Here is a 19,787-nt window from a genome sequence, read left to right as displayed (position 1 = left end):
AAATCGCTCACCTCCCCAGAATTTCACTCGCCTTCTTCCAAAAATCGCTCTTCTACACGGGATTTCGCTCGCCTTCTTCCTAAAATCGCTCACCTCTCCGGGATTTCGCTCGCCTTCTTCCTAAAATCGCTCACCTACACGGGATTTCGCTCGCTTTCTTCCTAAAATAGCTCATCTGCTCGTCTTCGTGGAGACCTTATCTTAGGGCGCAGGTTATTCCTCTAGAGATGCTTTAAATTTTCTGTCGCGCACAAGAAATGTGACCAAAACACCGTGTTATTTGTTAAAATAGTCAGTAAGGTCACTAAAATTCTTGTTGTGGGGGGAGAAAAGTTTGCAAACAAATATGCATAAAGCCAAGCAATTAGACAAACATGATACATTAGGTCACTATCGAGAAGAGTTTTACACTTCTTCTGAAAAAATTTATTTGGATGGTAATTCTTTAGGATTACTATCTACCCGAGCAGAGACGGCACTTCTCCATTTATTAAATTCCTGGAAAGAGCATGGGATCGATGGATGGACGGAAGGAGAATATCCTTGGTTTTATTTATCGGAAACATTAGGAGCGATGACCGCACCGTTAATAGGAGCCCTTGATAAGGAAGTAATGATTACTGGGTCAACAACTGCAAATTTACATCAGCTTACGGCAAGTTTTTTTCAACCATATGGAAAGCGAACGAAAATCCTTGCTGATACTCTAAATTTCCCATCCGATATTTATGCATTAAAAAGCCAATTACAATTAAAAGGGCTGAACCCAGATGATCATCTCGTTCAAGTAAAAAGTACAGATGGAAACACATTACAAACGTCTGCAATTATTGAAGCAATGACAGAAGATATCGCCTTTATTATCTTACCTAGTGTTCTATACCGAAGTGGACAAATTCTAGATATGGAAACGATTACAGAAGAAGCACATCTAAGAGGCATCAAAGTAGGCTTTGACCTGTGTCATTCGATTGGAGCCATTCCACATCAATTGTCAGCATGGGACGTTGATTTTGCCTTTTGGTGTACGTATAAGCATTTAAACGGGGGACCAGGCAGTGTTGGTGGCTTATATGTTAATCGCAAGCATTTCGGAACCGCTCCTGGACTTGCAGGATGGTTTAGTTCCGACAAAGCGAAACAATTTGATATGGAACATAACTTAACACCTGCTACTCATGCCGGTGCATTTCAAATTGGGACACCACATGTGTTAAGTGCCGCCCCATTAATTGGTTCACTGGAAATGATTACAGAAGCAGGCATAGAAGCGATAAGGAAAAAATCACTACAGTTAACAGCCTATTTCATGAATTTAATCGACAAAGAGCTTGCTGGATATGGTTTTACAATAGCGAATCCACGATCAGATTCCCTTCGAGGTGGACATATATATTTAGAACATAAAGAAGCTGCCCGCATATGTAAAGCATTAAAAGCAAATGGCGTTATTCCAGACTTTCGCAACCCAAATGGGATTCGTTTAGCCCCTGTTGCTTTGTATAATACATTTTCAGAAGTATGGCAAACCGTACAAATACTTAAAAATATTATGGAAGAAAAAACCTATACAAACTATGAAAATAAACGGGGAGTGATTGCATAGATGGCACAATGGATAGATATTTCCCAACCGCTTTCAAATCAGATTGCCCATTGGCCTGGAGACACGCCTTTTCAATATCAGTTAACTGCTTCCATGGTGGAAACAAATTCTGTAAATATCGGCAATATACAAACGAGCTTGCATATTGGTACACATATTGATGCGCCGTATCACTTTAGCAAAAACGGAAAAACAGTCGACCAACTACCGCTCGAACCATATATTGGCAAGGCGGTCGTTCTCGATGTAAGCCGAACGGATATCATTAATGCTGCAGTTTTATCACAGATGAATTGGTCAAACGATATCAAGCGCGTTTTATTACACACATCTTTGCCAAATAATCCAACTCGATTTCCTGAAGCGCTTCCATATTTAGATCCAGATATTGCCCCCTTCTTGCAAGCGCAAGGTGTTGTTTTATTAGGCGTCGATATGCCTTCTGTCGATGCACCAGATAGTAAAGACTTATCCACACATCACGCTTTAAGCAAACATGGAATACTTATTTTAGAAAATTTGCTGTTGGATACTGTACCAATTGGAGAATACGAACTTATAGCCCTTCCACTAGCTATACAAGGCGCTGATGGCAGCCCTGTCCGCGCAGTCATACGCCCCATTAAAAAGGAGGAGAAGCTACATGGTAAATAATAAAGAAGATCGCGTTTTTCATGCGGAAGATGGGATTCATACAGATTTCAAAGAAAAAATGACATATGGGGACTATTTACAGTTACATACATTGTTAGCTAGCCAAAAACGTTTATCTACCCATCATGATGAAATGCTCTTTATCATTATTCATCAAGTGAGTGAGCTTTGGCTAAAATTAATTATCCATGAAATCCAAGCAGCAATTACAGCAATTCAAGAGGGGAAATTGCAAGCATCTTTTAAAATGTTAGCACGTGTTTCAAAAACGCAATCGCAAATTATTCAAGCTTGGGATGTATTATCTACTTTAACACCCGCAGAATACATGGAATTTAGAGACAGCCTTGGGAATGCATCAGGTTTCCAATCCTACCAATATCGGCTTGTCGAATTTGTACTTGGGTACAAGACCCCCTATATTTTAAAAATATATGAAAAAGACCCAGAGGTTTACCAAGTATTAAGGAATGCGTACTATGCACCTGGTCTTTATGATGTGGCTATTATAGCTTTGGCAAAACAAGGATTAACAATTAATCCGGACATTTTACAACGAGATTATTCAAAAACATATGAAAAAGAGGTTTCCGTTGAGAAAGCTTGGCTAACTGTCTACCAAAATACCAACCATTATTGGGAATTATACCAGCTTGCGGAAAAACTGGTAGACATTGAAGATTGGTTCCAACAATGGCGATTCAGACATATGAAAACCGTAGAACGAATTATTGGCTTTAAAAGCGGAACAGGTGGTTCATCAGGTGTGCACTATTTAAAAAAAGTACTTGATCACTATTTTTTCCCTGAGTTATGGGAAATACGTAGCAAACTATAAAGTTGCATTTCTTTCACTCGTGTTAAATGTATAAATGGTTCATTTAGCAGCTATCTTTCTTGCCGATTGTGCAGCTCGGATCTTCCAATTTATGCAGGAAAATCATATAGATAAATGAAGCAGCAGTGTATACCTACCTCACATGGAAATTCTTCTGCCCTTTTATGAATATGAATATGAATATGAAATATAAATTAGTTGCGAAAATAACTTGACTTTTTTTAGCAATCAAAATAGAGTAAAATATAATCTACAAAACCAAAACAAAGAGAGGTTGAACTCCTCTCTATTTTCATTTCGGTACAAAGGCTCGGGGCAACCGTTTAGCAACGTAGCGAGTGGAACGAATCAACGAAAGTTTTAGGAATCATGCCCCTGTAACAGGAGTATGCCGGCGTCCTCCGGCAAGGCCGTCTTTAGTCGGCCTTTCTATTTAGAACGAACCGATGATGACTTAGCTTAGGACAATGGAGTGAAGTCGCCTAGTTGCTGGGCGCTTGCGCCGGACGTAGCTAAATAACTTAGTAAGGTTATCCACAGCTACAAAATTTTATAATTCCCTAGACCGTTAGAAAAACTTGGCTTATCGTCAAGCCTTTAAAACGGGAAAAAAGGTTTCACAGAAAGGAAGATAGACTTTTTATGCAAAATAAACCAGAGCAATGGGCAAGTAAAATTGGATTTATTCTTTCGTCAGCTGGTGCGGCGATTGGACTTGGAGCTATTTGGAAATTTCCATATATGACAGGGGAAAATGGTGGTGGTGCTTTTTTCCTTTTATTTATTGCTTTTACGATTATTATCGGCTTACCTATATTAATAGCTGAATTTATTATTGGCAGAGGTGCACAAAAAGAAGCCATATCAGCATACCAAACGTTAGCTCCCAAACGAGGCTTATGGAAATTTATTGGACATTGGGGCGTAGCTGGATCATTTCTACTCATGTCTTTTTATAGCGTTGTAGGCGGGTGGGTGCTCACGTACAGCTTTTTATCTATTCCAGGAATGATTATTGGGAATGAAACAAACTATGCCGATCTATTCGCCACGATTACTGGTAGTCCTTTTTATACAATTTTAGGCCATTTCCTATTTATTCTTATTAATATTATTGTTGTTTCCTTTGGTGTTAAGGATGGAATTGAAAAAACAAGTAAAATTTTAATGCCATTATTATTTATTTTTTTCATCATTCTCGTCATTCGATCCGTCACTTTCGAAGGAGCGATGGAAGGAATTCGTTTCTTTTTACAACCTGATTTCTCAAAATTAAACACAGAAAATGTTCTTTATGCACTGGGGCAATCCTTCTTCTCCCTTGCAGTAGGTGTTTCCGTCATGGTCACTTATAGTTCTTACTTGAAAAAGGATGTTAGTTTGCCAATGTCAGCAGCTTCTGTTTCTATTATGAATATTTTTGTCTCTTTGCTTGCAGGTTTAGCTATATTTCCTGTTGTGTTTGCTTTCGGCTTAGAACCTGCTGAGGGGCCAGGGTTATTATTTATTGTTTTACCTGAAGCTTTTGCTCAGATGCCATTTGGAGAGTTGTTTTTAAGTTTATTTCTATTATTATTCTTATTTGCCGTATTAACCTCTTCACTTAGCATGCTCGAAATTATTACTGCAGCCGTGACAGCAAAGAAACAACGTTCCCGACGGACCGTAGCTTTTCTGGCAGGTATGCTTATATTTATTACCGGAATCCCTGCAGCATTATCTTCTAGCAGTTTATCGGACGTAACTATTTTTGGAAAAACATTTTTCGATGCTTCCGATTTTTTAGTAAGTAATATTATGCTCCCTGGTGGGTGTTTATTTATTTCCTTATTTGTCGGCTTTAAGCTTGAAAAACAGCTCATAAAGCAAGAGTTTGGTTATGGAAATGAACTAGGAGATACGGTATATAAGGCTTGGTACCAATTACTTCGCTGGCTAGCGCCAATAACTATTCTTATCGTATTTTTAGGTTCTCTTGGCTTCATATAAGAGAACATGGATGCGACTATAAGGGTTATCAAATAACTCACTTTCTGTGTCAAGAATCTATGCCTCGTTTGAACACTTATAGAGAGGGAAGAATAATTATAGCGATTTATTTTTTCCCTAAGAGGGTTTTACTTTGAATTGCAATTGCAGATTTTGGCATGTCTAGTCTTCTTCCTAACTAGACGACTTGCGCTAAGTTAATAAAAGAGACATAAGGAGAGTGGTTTCATGGCACAGAAAATACTCATTGTAGGTGGAGTTGGTGGAGGCGCTACAGTTGCAGCACAAATTCGTAGAAATAATCAAGATGCTGTCATTATGCTGTTTGAAAAAGGAGAATACGTCGCTTTTTCCAATTGTGGCATGCCCTATTATTTAGGAGGTACTGTGCAAGACCGAGATCAGATTTTATTTTCTACAGAGAAATTTGCCGAAAAGTATAGTGTAAACGTAAGAACCAAGGCTGAGGTAACCGCCATTCAGCGAAACGAGAAAACAGTTACTTACATGGCAGATGGGCAAGAAAACACGGAGAACTACGACAAACTTATTTTATCTCCAGGCGCTACCGCAATCATGCCTTCTATCCCAGGATTAAATAAAGCACGCACTTTTTCTCTGCACACAATCCCTGATATGGATAAAATTGCGAAGTACATGCAAGAACAGCAACCAAAAACAGCCGCCATCGTTGGAGGAGGTTTTATTGGTTTAGAAATGCTGGAAAATCTTTATGAACAAGGGATAACATGCACATTAATTGATCGGTCTGAGCAAGTAATGAATCCCGTAGATAGTGATATGGCTGCACTTGTCCATTCGTATATAAAAGAAAAAAATATAAACTTAGTCCTTCATGATGGGTTAAAAAAGTTTACGAATGACGGAAGAACTTTACATTTAGAGAGCGGCAAAACAGTAGAAGCTGATCTGACCATTATGGCTGTAGGAATAAAACCACATACCCAATTAGCAAGCAATGCGGATTTATCAATTGGCGAAACAGGCGCTATTAAAGTAAATCATTTTATGCAAACGGAAGACCCTTCCATCTATGCACTTGGAGACGCTGTGGAGACAACCGATGAAATTACTGGAGCAGCAAAAATGATTGCTTTAGCCTGGCCAGCCCATCGCCAAGCATTTATCATCGCTAGCCATTTAAACAATGAACATATCCCCTATCAAGGGACTATTGGCTCAAGTATATTAAGGCTATTTGATATGACCATTGGAGCCACAGGAGCTAACCGTAACAGTTTAACAGCGAATGGTATGTCATTTAAAGAAACAACAATAGAAACCTTATCAAATGCTAGTTATTTTCCTTCTGCAGACAAGCTTTGGATCAAAGTTTTATTTGATGCTAAAAATGGGCAGATTTACGGTGGACAAGTGGTTGGCTATGCAGGTGCTGATAAACGGTTGGCCATTCTATCAACTGCTATTAAAGGGAAGCTTACTGTTTTTGATTTGCAAGAATTAGAGCTTGCCTATGCACCGCCTTATTCTAGTCCAAAAGATCCCGTGAATATCCTTGGATACAAAGCAGCATCTATGTTAAAGAAATAGAACAATCTTGTTAGTTTCCTATAGTACAAAAAAAGGACCGTCCTAAAACTATTAGACGGTTCTTTTTTACGATTTCTTTTCTTATTTTAAGCTTACGCATTACTTAATTGGTCTACAGCAAGAATGGCATTGGCCACATCATCTGCAGTAACTTCATTGGATAAATTGCTCATCGTTTCGCCTTCCTGTGTAGCAGCCTTACCAACTCGAAGTAAATCTTCATAAGAAGTATTATCCAAATGCATCTCTTTTAAAGTCGTTGGCAAGCTTAATTTCTTATAAAAGTCGATGTATTTTTGTAACTCATCTTTTGGATGCAATTCTAAAACAAGCTGTACTAATGTACCATAAGCGACCTTTTCACCATGTGTTAAATGATGAATATCGCCTTCTAGAACTGTGAAACCATTATGGATAGCGTGCGCACCGGCTAGACCGCCACTTTCAAAACCTAAACCAGATAACAATGTATTTGCTTCAACTACAGCTTCTACATGTTTGGTTACAATACCTTTCTTCACTGCTTGAAATGCAGCCTCACCATATGCAAATAGTGTATGTTCACATTCTTTGGCAATAGCTTTCGCAGCAATACTTGGTTTTCCACCTGCCATAGCTTCTCCATTACTCTTCAATGTAGCTCTTACCTCAACCCATGTTGCCATTGCATCAGCGATTCCAGAAGCAAACAGCCTTGCAGGCGCTTTAGCGACAACGGCGGTATCAACTAATACAAGATCTGGGTTTTTATCATAAAATTTATACGACTCAAATACACCTTCATCGCTATAAATAACGGATAACGCACTTGTAGGAGCATCAGTAGACGCAGTTGTTGGAACAATAATAACGCTTACTTCCAGTCCGTCAGCAATTGCTTTTGCAGTATCTAGCGTCTTTCCACCACCTACACCTATTACCGTATCAACACTTGCTTCTTTACCTTCCTTTACAACTCTATCAATTTCAGCTATGGATGCCTCACCATTAAATGGTACATAATGATAAGCTACATTTTCTTCTTTCATACTTGCTTCAATGGTTTCTTTTGTAATCTCCCATACCACATCATCAGACAAAATTAATGGCTTTTTACCAATTGGCTTGACATGTTTTCCTAGACTCTTTAAAGCATCTTTTCCTTGAATATACTTGCTTGGTGAAATAAAAATGATTTCTGACATTGTCATCGCCCCTTCTACCGGTTATCTAGTAGTTGATATGCAGGCAACATAACAAAAGCTTGAGCTCATTTATAAAAAACTTCTTCTTTACATACCTGCATTTCCCATTGAATCACCGGAAAATTTTAGTACTTCGTACACCTTTTAGTATATCAGTGATCAAATAAATTATACAAGCTTTTCGTGACTAATTTCACATTTTTTTAATAAATCTAAGATTTTATACATTTCTATAGTGTGTCAGAAGCAACTTAAGTATTATTTTTTCACTCTAATTTATGCCTCCTACAGTCTTCATTGCTCAAATAGGCTCGTACAACACCTTAAAAATGAAATAGCCAACCCTACTAGAAAACGCGCTTTCTGTAGAGTCAGCTACTCCTTATAAATCCTCTTCAAACCGATAAACTAATTTATACTTCTCTTCATTTAACAAATCAGATACATGTATACGAACACCGTGACCAAATACGACTTCATCTTCGGTCATCGCAACAATCATTGCCTTTGTTTCTTGATGTACATCAATATAAATATCCCCAACAGCAGGTTTAAGATTCGTATCACTTTCTGCCAAGTAGCTGATCGATTCATCTTGAATTTGCTGTTCCTCAGGGACCAAACTTTTATCATAATATGCAATTTCTCGACTAGCTTCTGCTTTCCCTGGAACCATCACAACATATTCGCTATGCTTTACACCATTATCCCTAGTAGTAACCACATTCCCATCTTCTACACTATCAACTTTTTCAATCGCATTCAGTGAATAGTGGTCAAGAAAATCTGGCGCTGGCTTAATGATTAGAATATAATCACCTGGCTCTGGTCGTTTATATTTATCAATGGTATATCGTTTCCCATAAAAAATAAATGTATCATTATGTTGTGGGCGACATAATTCAATTTCACTTGCTTTCGTCAATATCTGTTGCATATCCTTTAAACGATATAAATGGACAGATTTCTTAAACATCGGTTTTACTGAATACACTTGGTGCAATTCATTTCGATAAAAAACAAACTGCCCTTTCCTCACTTGAAAAAGCTTCATTAGACTACCTCCTATAATGATGTTCCATTAGAGTATATTACAACTATGGTACAAAAGGAAAGACTTATATTGATATTCCTTTTTTTCTAGTTATTTAAACTTTTCCCCACGCTAAAGTAAGCTTTTCATGGTGGTTTTTTTCATGGTGCTATCACATATTCATGCAATGGTTTTCACCTAAGTTTTTACAAAAACGTATTTAGCAAAATGTATTCTCACTTTGTTTAACTCGTCGCCTTACAGCACATACTTTACGTTCATATTCTTTCCATATGAATAAACGGTAATGAAGTATCTACTTTACCAATCACCTGTTTAATAGTAAAGTTTTTTCCACTTAACCACTTTTTGAAATCAAAAATAACCGGGTCTCTATCGCTTCCCAAAGCGAACCATGCTTTTAACTGCTTAGGAAAATAACCTGATGTATGAATCGTACCAGCCCATTGCTTATATTTCGTCGAAAAAACCCCACGTTTAGAATCATTCATCAGCTTAAAAGCTTCATAAGCACTGGTTGTAGCGTTCGTTTCCTCCTGGATGGTTTGTTGCCTTCGTTTTGAGTCTTTTAAATGATGGCGATTCTCTTCAACCAGATTCTCAAAGTGATTGGTACAAACTTGATCTGTACGAATATATACAGACCGAGGTGACGCTTCTACAATATAGCTTTCCCCATTTTTATCCAATAAAACATAACTAAACGAATGTCGATGGGGGATTTCCTGTAATAAAGCTATTGCTTCTTGTGCATTTTTACAATTCTCTAGGATAATTCTTGCAATCATATTACAAATAAATCCGTCTTTCGGACGACGCCGGTGAATAAAATTATAGCCGATTGCTAATCCGTGTTCATTCATTCCATCCATTCTACCAGTGATGCGTTGAGATGGAGCAATCGTTGCATAGCCTTGATCGTTCGGCTGAAAAACCATATAGCGACCCTCATAAGTCTTCGGATGGTAATCGTAGTTACGAATCATGTAATCAGAACTAGTAAAAATGGAACAGCCGCTTTTTTTATATTCCAGTCGGTAACCACCAAATTCTTTTAGTATATCAACCATCTGCCATTGAAGTGCATCCATTAACCCACATAATTCATCCCAGATTCCGGGTGCAATTGGTTGGACGATTCGCTTTACTTCAGTTTCATGAATGTCAAATCGTGGTTGTCGAATATTCCATTGTTTTTTCCTATTTTGTAATATGTATGCCTGCTTTAGATCCAATCCTTGTTGATAGCCAAAATCATAATGACTGCCCCGAAATTGTTTCACATCACTATAGATGGTTTGCATCATTTCCCTCCCTTTTCCTTCATTTATTTTCTCATTGTAATCCTTTTTCTTCCATTTGAAAATCGAAAAGTTTTGCTTAGGTCCTTGCCAACCCTATCATAAACACTATAGTTTATTTTACACTTTAAGAAAGTATGAGGTTTTTCTAATGTGATAACACCCTCCGTTTTAAACAGTTTATACTTTAATGAAACTTTTCTCTTTTTAAAAACGTAGAAACAGGTAGATTTTTTATTTATACTATAGGAAAGCATAAAGGTTTATAGTATAAGCAAAACTACAGCTTGTCACCAGAATACTTGGCGACAAGCCAAATTTTTTAAGGAGTGGAAAAATTGATAGGAATGCTAACAACAACAATACTTTCATTTATTTTGTATGCCCTTATCGCTATATTTTTTATTGCGCAAAATAAAAAATACCGCATGACAACACTAAAAGCAGTTGGACTTGTTTTTGTGACCTTATTCATACTCAGTGTGATTATCATATACATAGTCATGCCACCAATTACGATACCGAACATGACAATAGCAAATTTAATTGTCGGGACTGTAGGAATGGTTAGCTTATATGCACTAACAAAAAGTAAACCATTCACGAAATCAACCAAGCATTTTGATGCTATTACAGGCGCACTTATTCTGCTTGCCATTATTACTATTCCCGGTTTCATCATTCTAGGAATCTTTACGTTAGATGATGCACATCAATCCATAACCAAAGAAGAGGTAGATGAAGCAAAACCATTAGATCAAGACGCAACACCAATTGTTGTATCACCAGAATTCGCAAGAAATAAAGTGCAAAAGGCAATGAGTGTAGTACCAAATACACAGTTTTATGACCTAGGTAAATTACAAGTACAAAAGATTGGTGACGAGATCGTTTTTGTAGCCCCTGTAGAGTTTACTGGGTTTTGGAAATATTTTCGCGGTAAAGAAACAGAAGGATATTTCACCATCTCAGCTACAGATGTAAACGCGCAGCCAAAATTTATAAAGAGCAAGATGAAATATACCAATTCAAGTTACTTTAACCATCAAATATCACGAACGATTTACAATGCACATCCTGGTTATATTCAAAGTGGAGAAGCGCAAATTGAAGTCGATGAAGAAGGAAAACCTTGGTATGTACAGACACTGTATAAACCGATTGGCTTAACGAATAAACCTAATTTGCAAAATTTACATGTCGCTGTTGTTGATCCAGTCTCCAGTAATGTAAAACTGTATAAATCAGAAGAAGCACCTTCATTTATTGAAGGCCCTATTAGCTCTGAGATGGCTTCAGAGGAAAATGAATACTTCGGAAAATATGTGCATGGATGGCTCAATTCTATCTTTGGCAAAAAAGATGTTAAAATACCGAACGAATCTGGAACGGAAGCAAGTGTTACACCAATTTTTGACGAAAATGGGGAAATGCATTATTTTACAGATATGTCCTCTCCAAAGGAAAATATTGACTCTGCCCTAGGTTATACACTAATAAATGCTAGAACAGGTAAATTAACATATTATAATGGTGAAAAAAATAACGGCATTATGGATAGCAAAGGTGCAAAAGAGATTGTCAACAAAGAATTTCCAGAGAAAAAATGGACTGGATCCATGCCGGTTCTTTATAATATCGATGGAAACCCTACATGGGTCGTGAATGTTCTCGATCCAAATGGACTCTTTAAACATTATGCTTATATTAAAGCAGCCGATTCCGATTTCGTCGTCTTTGGAGATACTGCTAGAGGCACACTAGAATCTTATCGACTTGCTTTGGCACAAGATCCAAGTAATGTTGAATCAACGGGAGACGCAAACTTAGAAAAGCGTGACGGAGAAGTAGAACGTGTACTAGTTACAACGCAAGATAAAAAGCAAGTTGTACAATTTCTACTTCAAGATGACCCTATTATCTACACGGTGAACTCCGGAAAAGCTCCAAGAGCCATATTCTTGCAGCAAGGAGATAAAGTAAAATTAGAAGCTAATATTAGAGACAACCAAACAGCTATCGTAGAAACGATCGCAATTGAGGGTTTGACCAACACCGAACAGTAAAATAAAGTGTTTTTACAACTTTAAAAATAATCCTTCAACAAGCAGGCTATCCTTAGGTTAACCTGCTTGTTTTGATGATTTACCTCCATGCCGTTTTAATAACCAGAACCCCTTCGTTAACCAATAAGCCAAATAAGCAACGGTAATGTCAATTAAAAAAATGTAAGTAAATCGCATGCCTGCTCGTAACTCCAGCATTCCTATTGCTTCAAAAGTAGGTGCTAACACATACCCGAAAAAGGCTGACATAATAATTGCTGCAATATAGTAATTTCTTCCTTTGTTTTTGCAATATTGATATATAAACATAAAACCTATTGGCAATACAACCGTTGTAATTGTTAAGCTGGCTGGAAATAAATAAAAAATATTATGTGGAGTAATTAATACATTCTTCATAGATAATACTGTATCTATATTTGTCCACATCACATGAATAGCAAACCCAAAAAAGCCTAATTCAAAAACGCGTTTTCGATCTATAAAAATGTACAAGAGAATAAGTGGAATCAGAACACTTATCCAATTAAACCAAAATTGCCATGTATCGAAACTTGACGTTAGCTCCCAGAATTCTTGCCTGTAATAATCCAACTCATCTTTTAAAAGTAATATTTTATTCAGTATATCTTGTTCGTTCATGACTCACTCACCTCACATCGCTTTACGATTCATTTAATAAATCTCATCTTTCTACTTTGTTTGCATTTTAATCCATCTAAATAAATAGGTTAACCAATAAGCCAAAGACGCTACCAAAAAATTAAGCAATAGTAGATAAGTTAAATTCATTCCTTTATTTAACCTTAAATAATCACTCAGAACAAATACGTAATCAAATCCATAGGCAATAAAAATAGTTAATAATAATGCATAGCCATAAAAATTTTTATTTTTCTTCGTACAATATTGATACAATAGCATATAAGCTACTGGTAAAATGACCGCTGTTACTGTCATCCCACTAGGAAATAAAGATGTTAAATCATGAGGGTGAACAACCAAATTATTCGCCTCTAACGCACCATTCACTTTGGAACTAATCATATGAACAGAATATCCATAAAATGATATTTCAAATATTCTCTCTCGTTCAATAAATTTGTATAAAATGAACAGCGGGATAAAGAAAAACGAAATATTAAACCAAAAATACCATGTTTCAACATTAGAGGTAAGTTGCCAGTACTCTGATTCTAACTTACCCAGTTTTTCTTTCAAGTTATATATTTGCAGATATAATGTTTCAGCACTCAATAAACTCACCTTTTTGATATCAGTCATAGCACATATATATTTATAACAAAAGTACATCATCTACTCTTTGTAAGTTTAGACATAAAAGGTTTATTTTATGCAAAATATCAGATGAGCTACTATTTGTTAAATAACGAAAAAACACCGTGCTATAGATAACAAACACCGTGTTTTTTTATATAGAGGGAACTATTCTTCTATAAGCAAGGATAGTTCTTCCCATCTGTCCATTTTTTTATTTAGAGCTTGTTCTACGCTCATCTGCTCTTCGTATAGTTTCTGCACTTTTTCTGAATCGCTTCCCGCCTCCACAATATCATTTTTAATCGTTTCTAGTTTTTCTTCCAACGAAGCTATAACATCCTCGATTTCGTCCCATTCTTTCTTATCCATATAGGACAGCTTTTTCTTTTGTGGTCTTGGTGATTGTTTTACGATCTTGGTCTTTTCTTCCGCTTTCGTTGCTGTTTCGGCTTTCTCTTGTTGCGCTAAAAAATCGCTATAATTACTATGATACGAAGTAATATTCCCTTTGCCATCAAAAATAATTAATCTGTCGACAACTCGATCTAAGAAATAACGATCATGAGAAACAGTGACGACAACTCCTGGGAAACGATCCAAGTACTCTTCTAGCACGCTTAACGTTTGCGTATCTAGGTCATTTGTTGGTTCATCCAGAAACAACACATTAGGCTCTTGCATTAACACTTTCAGTAAATATAGCCTTCGCTTTTCTCCGCCCGATAATTTTCGAATATACGTCCATTGCTGTTTCCGCGAGAATAAAAAATGTTCCAGCATTTGCTCAGCTGTAATCACAGAACCATCTTTTGTGTAAATGACGTCCGCTATCTCTTTAATATAATCAATAATACGCTGTTCTCCGTCTAACTCTTCTTCCCCTTGCGTATAATAACCAATTTTTACTGTATCTCCAACGATCACTTCACCAGCATCAGGTATTAGCCGTTGTGCCATAATATGAAGAAAAGTAGTCTTTCCAGATCCATTAGGGCCTACAATACCTACACGGTCACCAGGTATTAACAGTTGATTTACATTAGATAGAATTTTTTTATTTCCAAATGATTTATGCACCTGTTTTAATTCGATAACTTTGTTTCCGAGCCTTGACGAACCAACAGGAACTTCAAGTTGTTCCTGTTTTGTATTAAACGTCTTTCCCTTCATAGCTTGCACGCGATCAATTCTTGCTTTTTGTTTTGTAGAGCGTGCCTTTACACCGCTTCTCAACCAAGCTAATTCCCGTCGCAACGTATTTTGATGTTTTATTTCTTCACTTTTTTCCAATTCTTCACGTTCTGCTTTCTTGTCTAAGAACAGTTCATAATTCCCTTCATACGTATATAAATTACCACGATCCAATTCAAAAATTCGGTTGGTAACTCGATTTAAAAAGTAACGATCATGGGTTACTAGCAAAAGCGAGCCAGGATACGTTTGTAAATATTTCTCCAACCATTCAATAGCCGCATGATCCAAATGGTTCGTCGGCTCATCTAAAATAAGTAGATCAGCAGGCTGAATTAATGCATTCGCAAGAGCTACTCGCTTTTTTTGCCCTCCTGAGAGTGTCGCTGTTGGCTTATCGAAATCTGTAATTCCCAGCTTTGTTAAAATGGTCTTCGCTGTCGTATTAGCTTCCCAAGCTCCCAAGCGATCCATTTCTTGCTGTGCAGCTAGTAAATTGTTTTGCACCTTTTCACTTTCAGGGTTTTGCTGTAACTGAAGCAGCGTTTCCTCGTAATTACGCATCACCTTCATGATAGCCGCGTCCCCATAATAGATTTGCTCCATTACAGTTAAGTTTGGATCTAATGACGGGTCTTGAGATAAATATTGAATACGATAATCATTCGCATGATGAATTTCTCCTTGATCTGCTGGTTCGATGCGAGCAATAACTTTTAAAAAGGTAGACTTTCCTGTACCGTTGACGCCAATTAACCCAATTCGCTCACCACGAGTAATATGACAAGTAATGGCTTGAAACAGTGTTTTATCGCCAAACGATTTGGAAGTATTTTCTATTGATAGCATTTGTCATCATCCTTCATTCTTTCTGTTTTTCCACCATATTTTTGCAATAAGTACGATTAATAATAACATCCATGAAGTCACTAAATAAAAAATAATCTTAGCTGGCTCTGTCATTTCCGAAAAGAAAAAAGCCATACCAATCCAGACAACACCAATGAGTAGTAGTTGTGCTAATATAAGTTTCAAAACAATCTCCCCCATAATATGTATCATTAGAAATACTTGGTTTGTCGCCAAGTCTTATGGCGAAAGCTGAAGTTTTTCTTATACTATACACCTTTAAACTTTTTTACCTTCCTATAGTATTAGAAAAGCTTGGCTTTCCGTCAAATCTTTAGCGCAATATGCTTTGTATAAAATCCACTGCAAGAATAGTAGATAGTGGTTCTCCCAATGTTTACCATGTTGTTTCTATACAATCCCCCTTAAACACTCTCCTTCGCTTACAAAGCCACTTTTATATGGATGCAGCGGCTCTTTCATTAGGAGTCTATGATAGCTTTGATAGCTTTTCTGTCAAAAAGTATACAAGCATGCCCTTCTTTATCCCAATTATCTATTATAATACCCTTAGCATACGCCTAAGATCAATGCATTACCTTTTTAACAAACCTTACTTACCGCCAGACTTCTATTAAGCAATGTTTCACTTTACCTTTCCTATTTTATCTCTGGTGCTTGCTTCCTATAGCAAGGAGATGACCGAAAACACGCTTACGAAAAAAAGGATGCAGATGCTGTTATCTCCCACTGAAAATCGTTTAAATCACAATTTTCCAACCCTTAAAATGAGGCGTCACAACACCTTCCATCAATATAATTTTCTTCAGGTGTAAAAATGATTTTACAAGTATATAGTTAACTACCTAAGTGTACTGCCTTACAGGCTCTGAAGCAAATTTGCCATTTCAATCGCTGCAACAGCTGCCTCAGAACCTTTATTTCCAGCTTTTGTACCTGCTCTTTCAACCGCCTGCTCAATGGTTTCCGTTGTTAAAATTCCAAAAATAACTGGCTTATCCGCTAGTAACGATACTTGCGATACACCTTTTGCCGCTTCATTACAAACATAATCAAAATGTGGCGTAGCACCACGGATCACCGCCCCGAGCGTAATAATCGCATCATACGCTTCTTTCATTGCCATCTTCTTCGCAACTAATGGAATCTCATATGCTCCAGGTACCCAAGCAACTGTAATATGATCAGCGATTACACCGTGACGCAGTAATGTGTTTTGTGCCCCTTCTAATAGTTTTGCAGTAATAAAATCATTAAATCTACCAACCACAATGCCAATTTTTAAGTCAGTTCCAACTAAGTTCCCTTGTATTACGTTACTCAATGACGCCACACTCCTCATTTTGTGTTATTTTATATGTTACTAATTGCTGTACAGAAATGATCCGTATATTAAATTGCTCAGCCATTTTCTCCAAATCATTCAGTCTTGCCATCGATCCATCGCTATGGATGATTTCACATATGGTTCCTGAAGGCGTAGCTCCACATAATTTCGCTAAATCCACTGCAGCTTCTGTATGTCCTTGACGTACAAACACACCACCATCTTTAGCAATTAACGGAAACACATGCCCAGGCTGATGAAAATCATCTTTTCCAGAGAAAGGGTTCGCAAGCGCACGAATGGTTGTCGCACGGTCAAATGCACTAATACCTGTTGTTGTTTTCTTATGATCGACACTAATGGTAAATGCAGTTGCAAATGGGTCTGTATGTGTTGTTGGCATTAATACTAACCCAAGCCGTTTGGCTATTTCACGGTCTACCGCTGTGCATACTAATCCTTTACCATGTGTTATCATAAAATTAATGGTATCTGCCTTAATGTATTCAGATATAGCAACGAAATCACCTTCATTTTCTCGATTTTCATCATCAACTACAATAACCAGCTTTCCTGCTTTTAAGTCCTCTACCGCTTCTACTATCGTGTCCATACTATTCTCCTTTCTGATTTAGCAAACTAGAACATCTTGACTTTACCAAGTTTTTATGAAAAATTAACCAAATGAAACATCAATGATTACTATCCTCTGTTTGGGATAAAACCGTTCTTTTGTAAAAAAGCTGTACTCAAATTTTCTTCTTTTCTTGAAAACGCCAATAAATGTTCAACATGCTTTATGAGCATGTCACATTCTATATTTACAACTTCTCCTATGTTCTTTTTCCCTACTATCGTTACCGAAGCTGTATGTGGAATAAGCGATATCGTAAATGTATTGTTCTTTACCTTAAATACAGTTAGGCTAACACCATCTACAGCAACTGAGCCTTTACAAATAACATACTTCGCTAAATCTGCTGAGATTTTAATATCATAATAAATAGCGTTTTCTTCATATTGCTTTCGAATAATGGTTCCTAATCCATCCACATGCCCAGAAACAAAATGTCCTCCAAACCTACTGTCAGCTGCCATTGCACGTTCTAAGTTCACAGCAGAACCTACTTTTAGCGATTGTAAAGAAGTTGCTTTAAACGTTTCTGGCATAACGTCAACTGTAAAGCTGTGCTTATCGAAAGAAGTTACCGTTAGGCAGATACCGTTAATAGCTACACTGTCCCCTAGTTGGACATTACGTAACACTTTAAAACCTTTCACTGCTAATTCAATTGCGTGCTTAGAAGTATGTTTCATGGAAATGATTTCGCCTTTTTCTTCAATAATTCCAGTAAACAAACCACTCATCCTCCCCTTTAATTATTAACCGAATTATAACCTATCGCTTCTGGGAGAAGGTCGCAAAAACATAGGATCATTAGAAAAACTTGACTTGTAGATAAGTCTTATAGCAAAAACTGTAGTTTTTCTTATACTTTAAGTTTTTAAACTTTCCCATTATCCTCCAGCAAGCCCGTCTTTAGTCGGCCTTCCTATTTAGAACGAACCGATCTATGACTTATCGTAGGGCAATTTCGTGAAGTAGCCTAGTTGTTGGGCGCTGGAGCCGGACGGGGCCCATGCTGCAAAATTTTATAACTTCCTAGACCACAAAAAGCCCCTAAACGTAGATTTAGGGGCTTAAAAAAGTCAAATTATTACTCTTGTTTCCGCTTTTGAACAGTCAATAATAGAAAGGCTAGTAAGTTATCAAAAAAGTAGCTAAGATTCTATCCCACAAAAGTCAAACTTAAGCTATTCCCTGTTTCGCCACCACAACTAGAGCCTTTTTCTTTATCTTATTTTTAGAAAAAATGGCTTGTGTCCAAGTCTTTATGGAATAAAACACTGGTTTTTCTTATCCGATAAACCACTATCTTATCGTGTAAAAGAACTTGCTTATTTCATGTAGTGTACGGACTTTTTTGGAATAAATATACAGTTCAGCGCTTTCTTTTATATCTGTCATTCTTTTCGGATGGCTAAAAACCCAATTCATCTTCCTGATAAACAGGCACAATAAAGCCATCTAGTTTGGAACAACTATCCAAATATGGAATTACCTTTTTCCTTCTCCCATCCAGACTTTAACTGTCGGTTCTGGAATCACACCAGATCCACCGTTTGCGCGAATATCAAACGGGTCACGGACTTAAAGTGGCGTACCACTTTTCACCGTCGGTCGGGAATTTCACCCTGCCCCGAAGGAATGCTATATTTAGTTTTGGTTTTCAGTAAGTTCTAACATGAATACGCATAAGTATTTATGAGGAAACCTTTGCTTGCCACATGTTTTTCTTTTCTGATAACTAGATAGTATCAATAACAAAAATAAAAAGCAAGTTTAGAAACTTACTTGCCTTGTTCATTACATATTAGAAAAGCTTGCCTTATCGTCACATTTTGCAGGTGTTTTGTCTGTCTATCCAGGGGGGTTAACATTAAGAGGGTGTCCCGCACCAGATAAGGCATGATGGCTTCTTTTATGATATAATCTTTTCCTATATTGTAAAATAGATTACAATTCGTATTCCTCAATTAAAGCAGATTTTCTTCGTAACGTTCTAATCGAAACGTCATGCTCACCTAATATTTCATGAATGGACTTTTGGTCTTCCATGATAGTTTTAACGCCCTCATTAGTTTCTAATACAGCACGTTTAATAAACTGATTCTCCACTTTTATTTCTTCTATATCTCTTTCCAGCTTTTCAAATCTATCATTCATTTCAACAAACTTCTCATCCACTTTATCAAATCGACTATCTATACCTGCGAACTTCTCATTTACTTT

At 37.0% G+C, this 19,787-nt stretch carries 15 protein-coding genes, 2 pseudogenes and 1 riboswitch; of the genes and pseudogenes, 6 read left to right on the top strand and 11 right to left on the bottom strand.

The window, feature by feature from the left end:
* Nucleotides 1-346 precede the first annotated feature (346 nt).
* The 5 genes from kynU to BUB45_RS14605 all read left to right on the top strand — a co-directional run bounded on the left by kynU (nucleotide 347) and on the right by BUB45_RS14605 (nucleotide 6,659).
* A complete protein-coding gene (kynU, locus tag BUB45_RS14625; protein ID WP_073011426.1) occupies nucleotides 347-1,606 on the top strand; it encodes a kynureninase in 1,260 nt (419 codons plus the stop codon).
* The gene (kynB, locus tag BUB45_RS14620; protein WP_073011210.1) at nucleotides 1,607-2,260 is read left to right on the top strand and encodes an arylformamidase; all 654 of its coding nucleotides are present in this window, start codon (nucleotides 1,607-1,609) and stop codon (nucleotides 2,258-2,260) included.
* Entirely contained in the window at nucleotides 2,250-3,098 is an 849-nt protein-coding gene (gene kynA, locus BUB45_RS14615) for a tryptophan 2,3-dioxygenase (protein WP_073011207.1), read from the top strand. Before kynB ends, kynA begins: the two co-directional genes overlap by 11 nt.
* Nucleotides 3,099-3,740: 642 nt before the next feature.
* Nucleotides 3,741-5,087: a sodium-dependent transporter gene (locus BUB45_RS14610; protein WP_073011204.1), complete on the top strand. Its 1,347-nt coding sequence runs from the start codon at nucleotides 3,741-3,743 to the stop codon at nucleotides 5,085-5,087.
* Nucleotides 5,088-5,315: 228 nt separating this feature from the next.
* Nucleotides 5,316-6,659 (top strand): CoA-disulfide reductase, encoded by a 1,344-nt coding sequence (locus BUB45_RS14605; RefSeq protein ID WP_073011202.1) that lies wholly within the window; start codon nucleotides 5,316-5,318, stop codon nucleotides 6,657-6,659.
* A 92-nt stretch (nucleotides 6,660-6,751) separates the two neighbouring features.
* On the opposite strand, the gene BUB45_RS14600 is transcribed toward BUB45_RS14605, so the two are convergent.
* The 3 genes from BUB45_RS14600 to BUB45_RS14590 form a co-directional block, all read right to left on the bottom strand.
* Nucleotides 6,752-7,843, bottom strand: a complete 1,092-nt coding sequence (locus BUB45_RS14600; RefSeq protein WP_073011199.1) for a glycerol dehydrogenase — start codon at nucleotides 7,841-7,843, stop codon at nucleotides 6,752-6,754.
* Between the two features lie 382 nt (nucleotides 7,844-8,225).
* Nucleotides 8,226-8,897, bottom strand: coding sequence for a hypothetical protein (locus BUB45_RS14595; protein ID WP_073011196.1), 672 nt, complete (start codon nucleotides 8,895-8,897; stop codon nucleotides 8,226-8,228).
* A gap of 257 nt (nucleotides 8,898-9,154) precedes the next feature.
* Nucleotides 9,155-10,201: a C45 family autoproteolytic acyltransferase/hydrolase gene (locus BUB45_RS14590; RefSeq protein ID WP_073011193.1), complete on the bottom strand. Its 1,047-nt coding sequence runs from the start codon at nucleotides 10,199-10,201 to the stop codon at nucleotides 9,155-9,157.
* Nucleotides 10,202-10,545: 344 nt separating this feature from the next.
* Between BUB45_RS14590 and BUB45_RS14585 the strand changes: the two genes are divergently transcribed.
* On the top strand, nucleotides 10,546-12,264 hold the full coding sequence (locus tag BUB45_RS14585; protein ID WP_244527744.1) for a DNA-binding protein: 1,719 nt from the start codon (nucleotides 10,546-10,548) through the stop codon (nucleotides 12,262-12,264).
* A 57-nt stretch (nucleotides 12,265-12,321) separates the two neighbouring features.
* Here the strand turns inward: BUB45_RS14585 and BUB45_RS14580 are convergent, their stop codons facing one another.
* The 8 genes and pseudogenes from BUB45_RS14580 to BUB45_RS14545 form a co-directional block, all read right to left on the bottom strand.
* Nucleotides 12,322-12,906: a hypothetical protein gene (locus BUB45_RS14580; RefSeq protein ID WP_073011171.1), complete on the bottom strand. Its 585-nt coding sequence runs from the start codon at nucleotides 12,904-12,906 to the stop codon at nucleotides 12,322-12,324.
* 51 nt (nucleotides 12,907-12,957) lie between these two features.
* Complete coding sequence (locus BUB45_RS14575; protein ID WP_139300177.1) at nucleotides 12,958-13,548, bottom strand: hypothetical protein; 591 nt, start codon at nucleotides 13,546-13,548, stop codon at nucleotides 12,958-12,960.
* A 162-nt stretch (nucleotides 13,549-13,710) separates the two neighbouring features.
* Entirely contained in the window at nucleotides 13,711-15,585 is a 1,875-nt protein-coding gene (locus tag BUB45_RS14570) for an ABC-F family ATP-binding cassette domain-containing protein (protein WP_073011166.1), read from the bottom strand.
* A gap of 6 nt (nucleotides 15,586-15,591) precedes the next feature.
* A complete protein-coding gene (locus tag BUB45_RS14565; RefSeq protein WP_073011163.1) occupies nucleotides 15,592-15,771 on the bottom strand; it encodes a hypothetical protein in 180 nt (59 codons plus the stop codon).
* 694 nt (nucleotides 15,772-16,465) lie between these two features.
* Nucleotides 16,466-16,930, bottom strand: coding sequence for a 6,7-dimethyl-8-ribityllumazine synthase (gene ribH / locus BUB45_RS14560; RefSeq protein ID WP_371413659.1), 465 nt, complete (start codon nucleotides 16,928-16,930; stop codon nucleotides 16,466-16,468).
* Between the two features lie 28 nt (nucleotides 16,931-16,958).
* Nucleotides 16,959-17,546 (bottom strand): annotated as a pseudogene (gene ribB / locus BUB45_RS14555) (3,4-dihydroxy-2-butanone-4-phosphate synthase); the annotation flags it as partial.
* Nucleotides 17,547-17,635: 89 nt separating this feature from the next.
* A complete protein-coding gene (gene ribE, locus BUB45_RS14550; RefSeq protein WP_139300176.1) occupies nucleotides 17,636-18,292 on the bottom strand; it encodes a riboflavin synthase in 657 nt (218 codons plus the stop codon).
* A gap of 765 nt (nucleotides 18,293-19,057) precedes the next feature.
* A riboswitch (FMN riboswitch) is annotated at nucleotides 19,058-19,206 on the bottom strand.
* Nucleotides 19,207-19,511: 305 nt separating this feature from the next.
* Nucleotides 19,512-19,787 (bottom strand): annotated as a pseudogene (locus tag BUB45_RS14545) (hypothetical protein); the annotation flags it as partial.

This window comes from Virgibacillus chiguensis (assembly GCF_900129865.1).
In the GTDB taxonomy this organism is placed as follows: domain Bacteria; phylum Bacillota; class Bacilli; order Bacillales; family Amphibacillaceae; genus Virgibacillus; species Virgibacillus chiguensis.
Note: the sequence above shows the minus strand (reverse complement) of the source record. Positions and strands in the feature narration are given on the sequence as shown.

What these genes read in the sequence shown, in the direction of transcription:
- kynU (WP_073011426.1), top strand. Translation starts at nt 347, where the DNA reads ATGCATAAAGCCAAGCAATTAGACAAACATGATACATTAGGTCACTAT.
- kynB (WP_073011210.1), top strand. Translation starts at nt 1,607, where the DNA reads ATGGCACAATGGATAGATATTTCCCAACCGCTTTCAAATCAGATTGCC.
- kynA (WP_073011207.1), top strand. Translation starts at nt 2,250, where the DNA reads ATGGTAAATAATAAAGAAGATCGCGTTTTTCATGCGGAAGATGGGATT.
- BUB45_RS14610 (WP_073011204.1), top strand. Translation starts at nt 3,741, where the DNA reads ATGCAAAATAAACCAGAGCAATGGGCAAGTAAAATTGGATTTATTCTT.
- BUB45_RS14605 (WP_073011202.1), top strand. Translation starts at nt 5,316, where the DNA reads ATGGCACAGAAAATACTCATTGTAGGTGGAGTTGGTGGAGGCGCTACA.
- BUB45_RS14600 (WP_073011199.1), bottom strand. Translation starts at nt 7,843, where the DNA reads ATGTCAGAAATCATTTTTATTTCACCAAGCAAGTATATTCAAGGAAAA.
- BUB45_RS14595 (WP_073011196.1), bottom strand. Translation starts at nt 8,897, where the DNA reads ATGAAGCTTTTTCAAGTGAGGAAAGGGCAGTTTGTTTTTTATCGAAAT.
- BUB45_RS14590 (WP_073011193.1), bottom strand. Translation starts at nt 10,201, where the DNA reads ATGCAAACCATCTATAGTGATGTGAAACAATTTCGGGGCAGTCATTAT.
- BUB45_RS14585 (WP_244527744.1), top strand. Translation starts at nt 10,546, where the DNA reads ATGCTAACAACAACAATACTTTCATTTATTTTGTATGCCCTTATCGCT.
- BUB45_RS14580 (WP_073011171.1), bottom strand. Translation starts at nt 12,906, where the DNA reads ATGAACGAACAAGATATACTGAATAAAATATTACTTTTAAAAGATGAG.
- BUB45_RS14575 (WP_139300177.1), bottom strand. Translation starts at nt 13,548, where the DNA reads ATGACTGATATCAAAAAGGTGAGTTTATTGAGTGCTGAAACATTATAT.
- BUB45_RS14570 (WP_073011166.1), bottom strand. Translation starts at nt 15,585, where the DNA reads ATGCTATCAATAGAAAATACTTCCAAATCGTTTGGCGATAAAACACTG.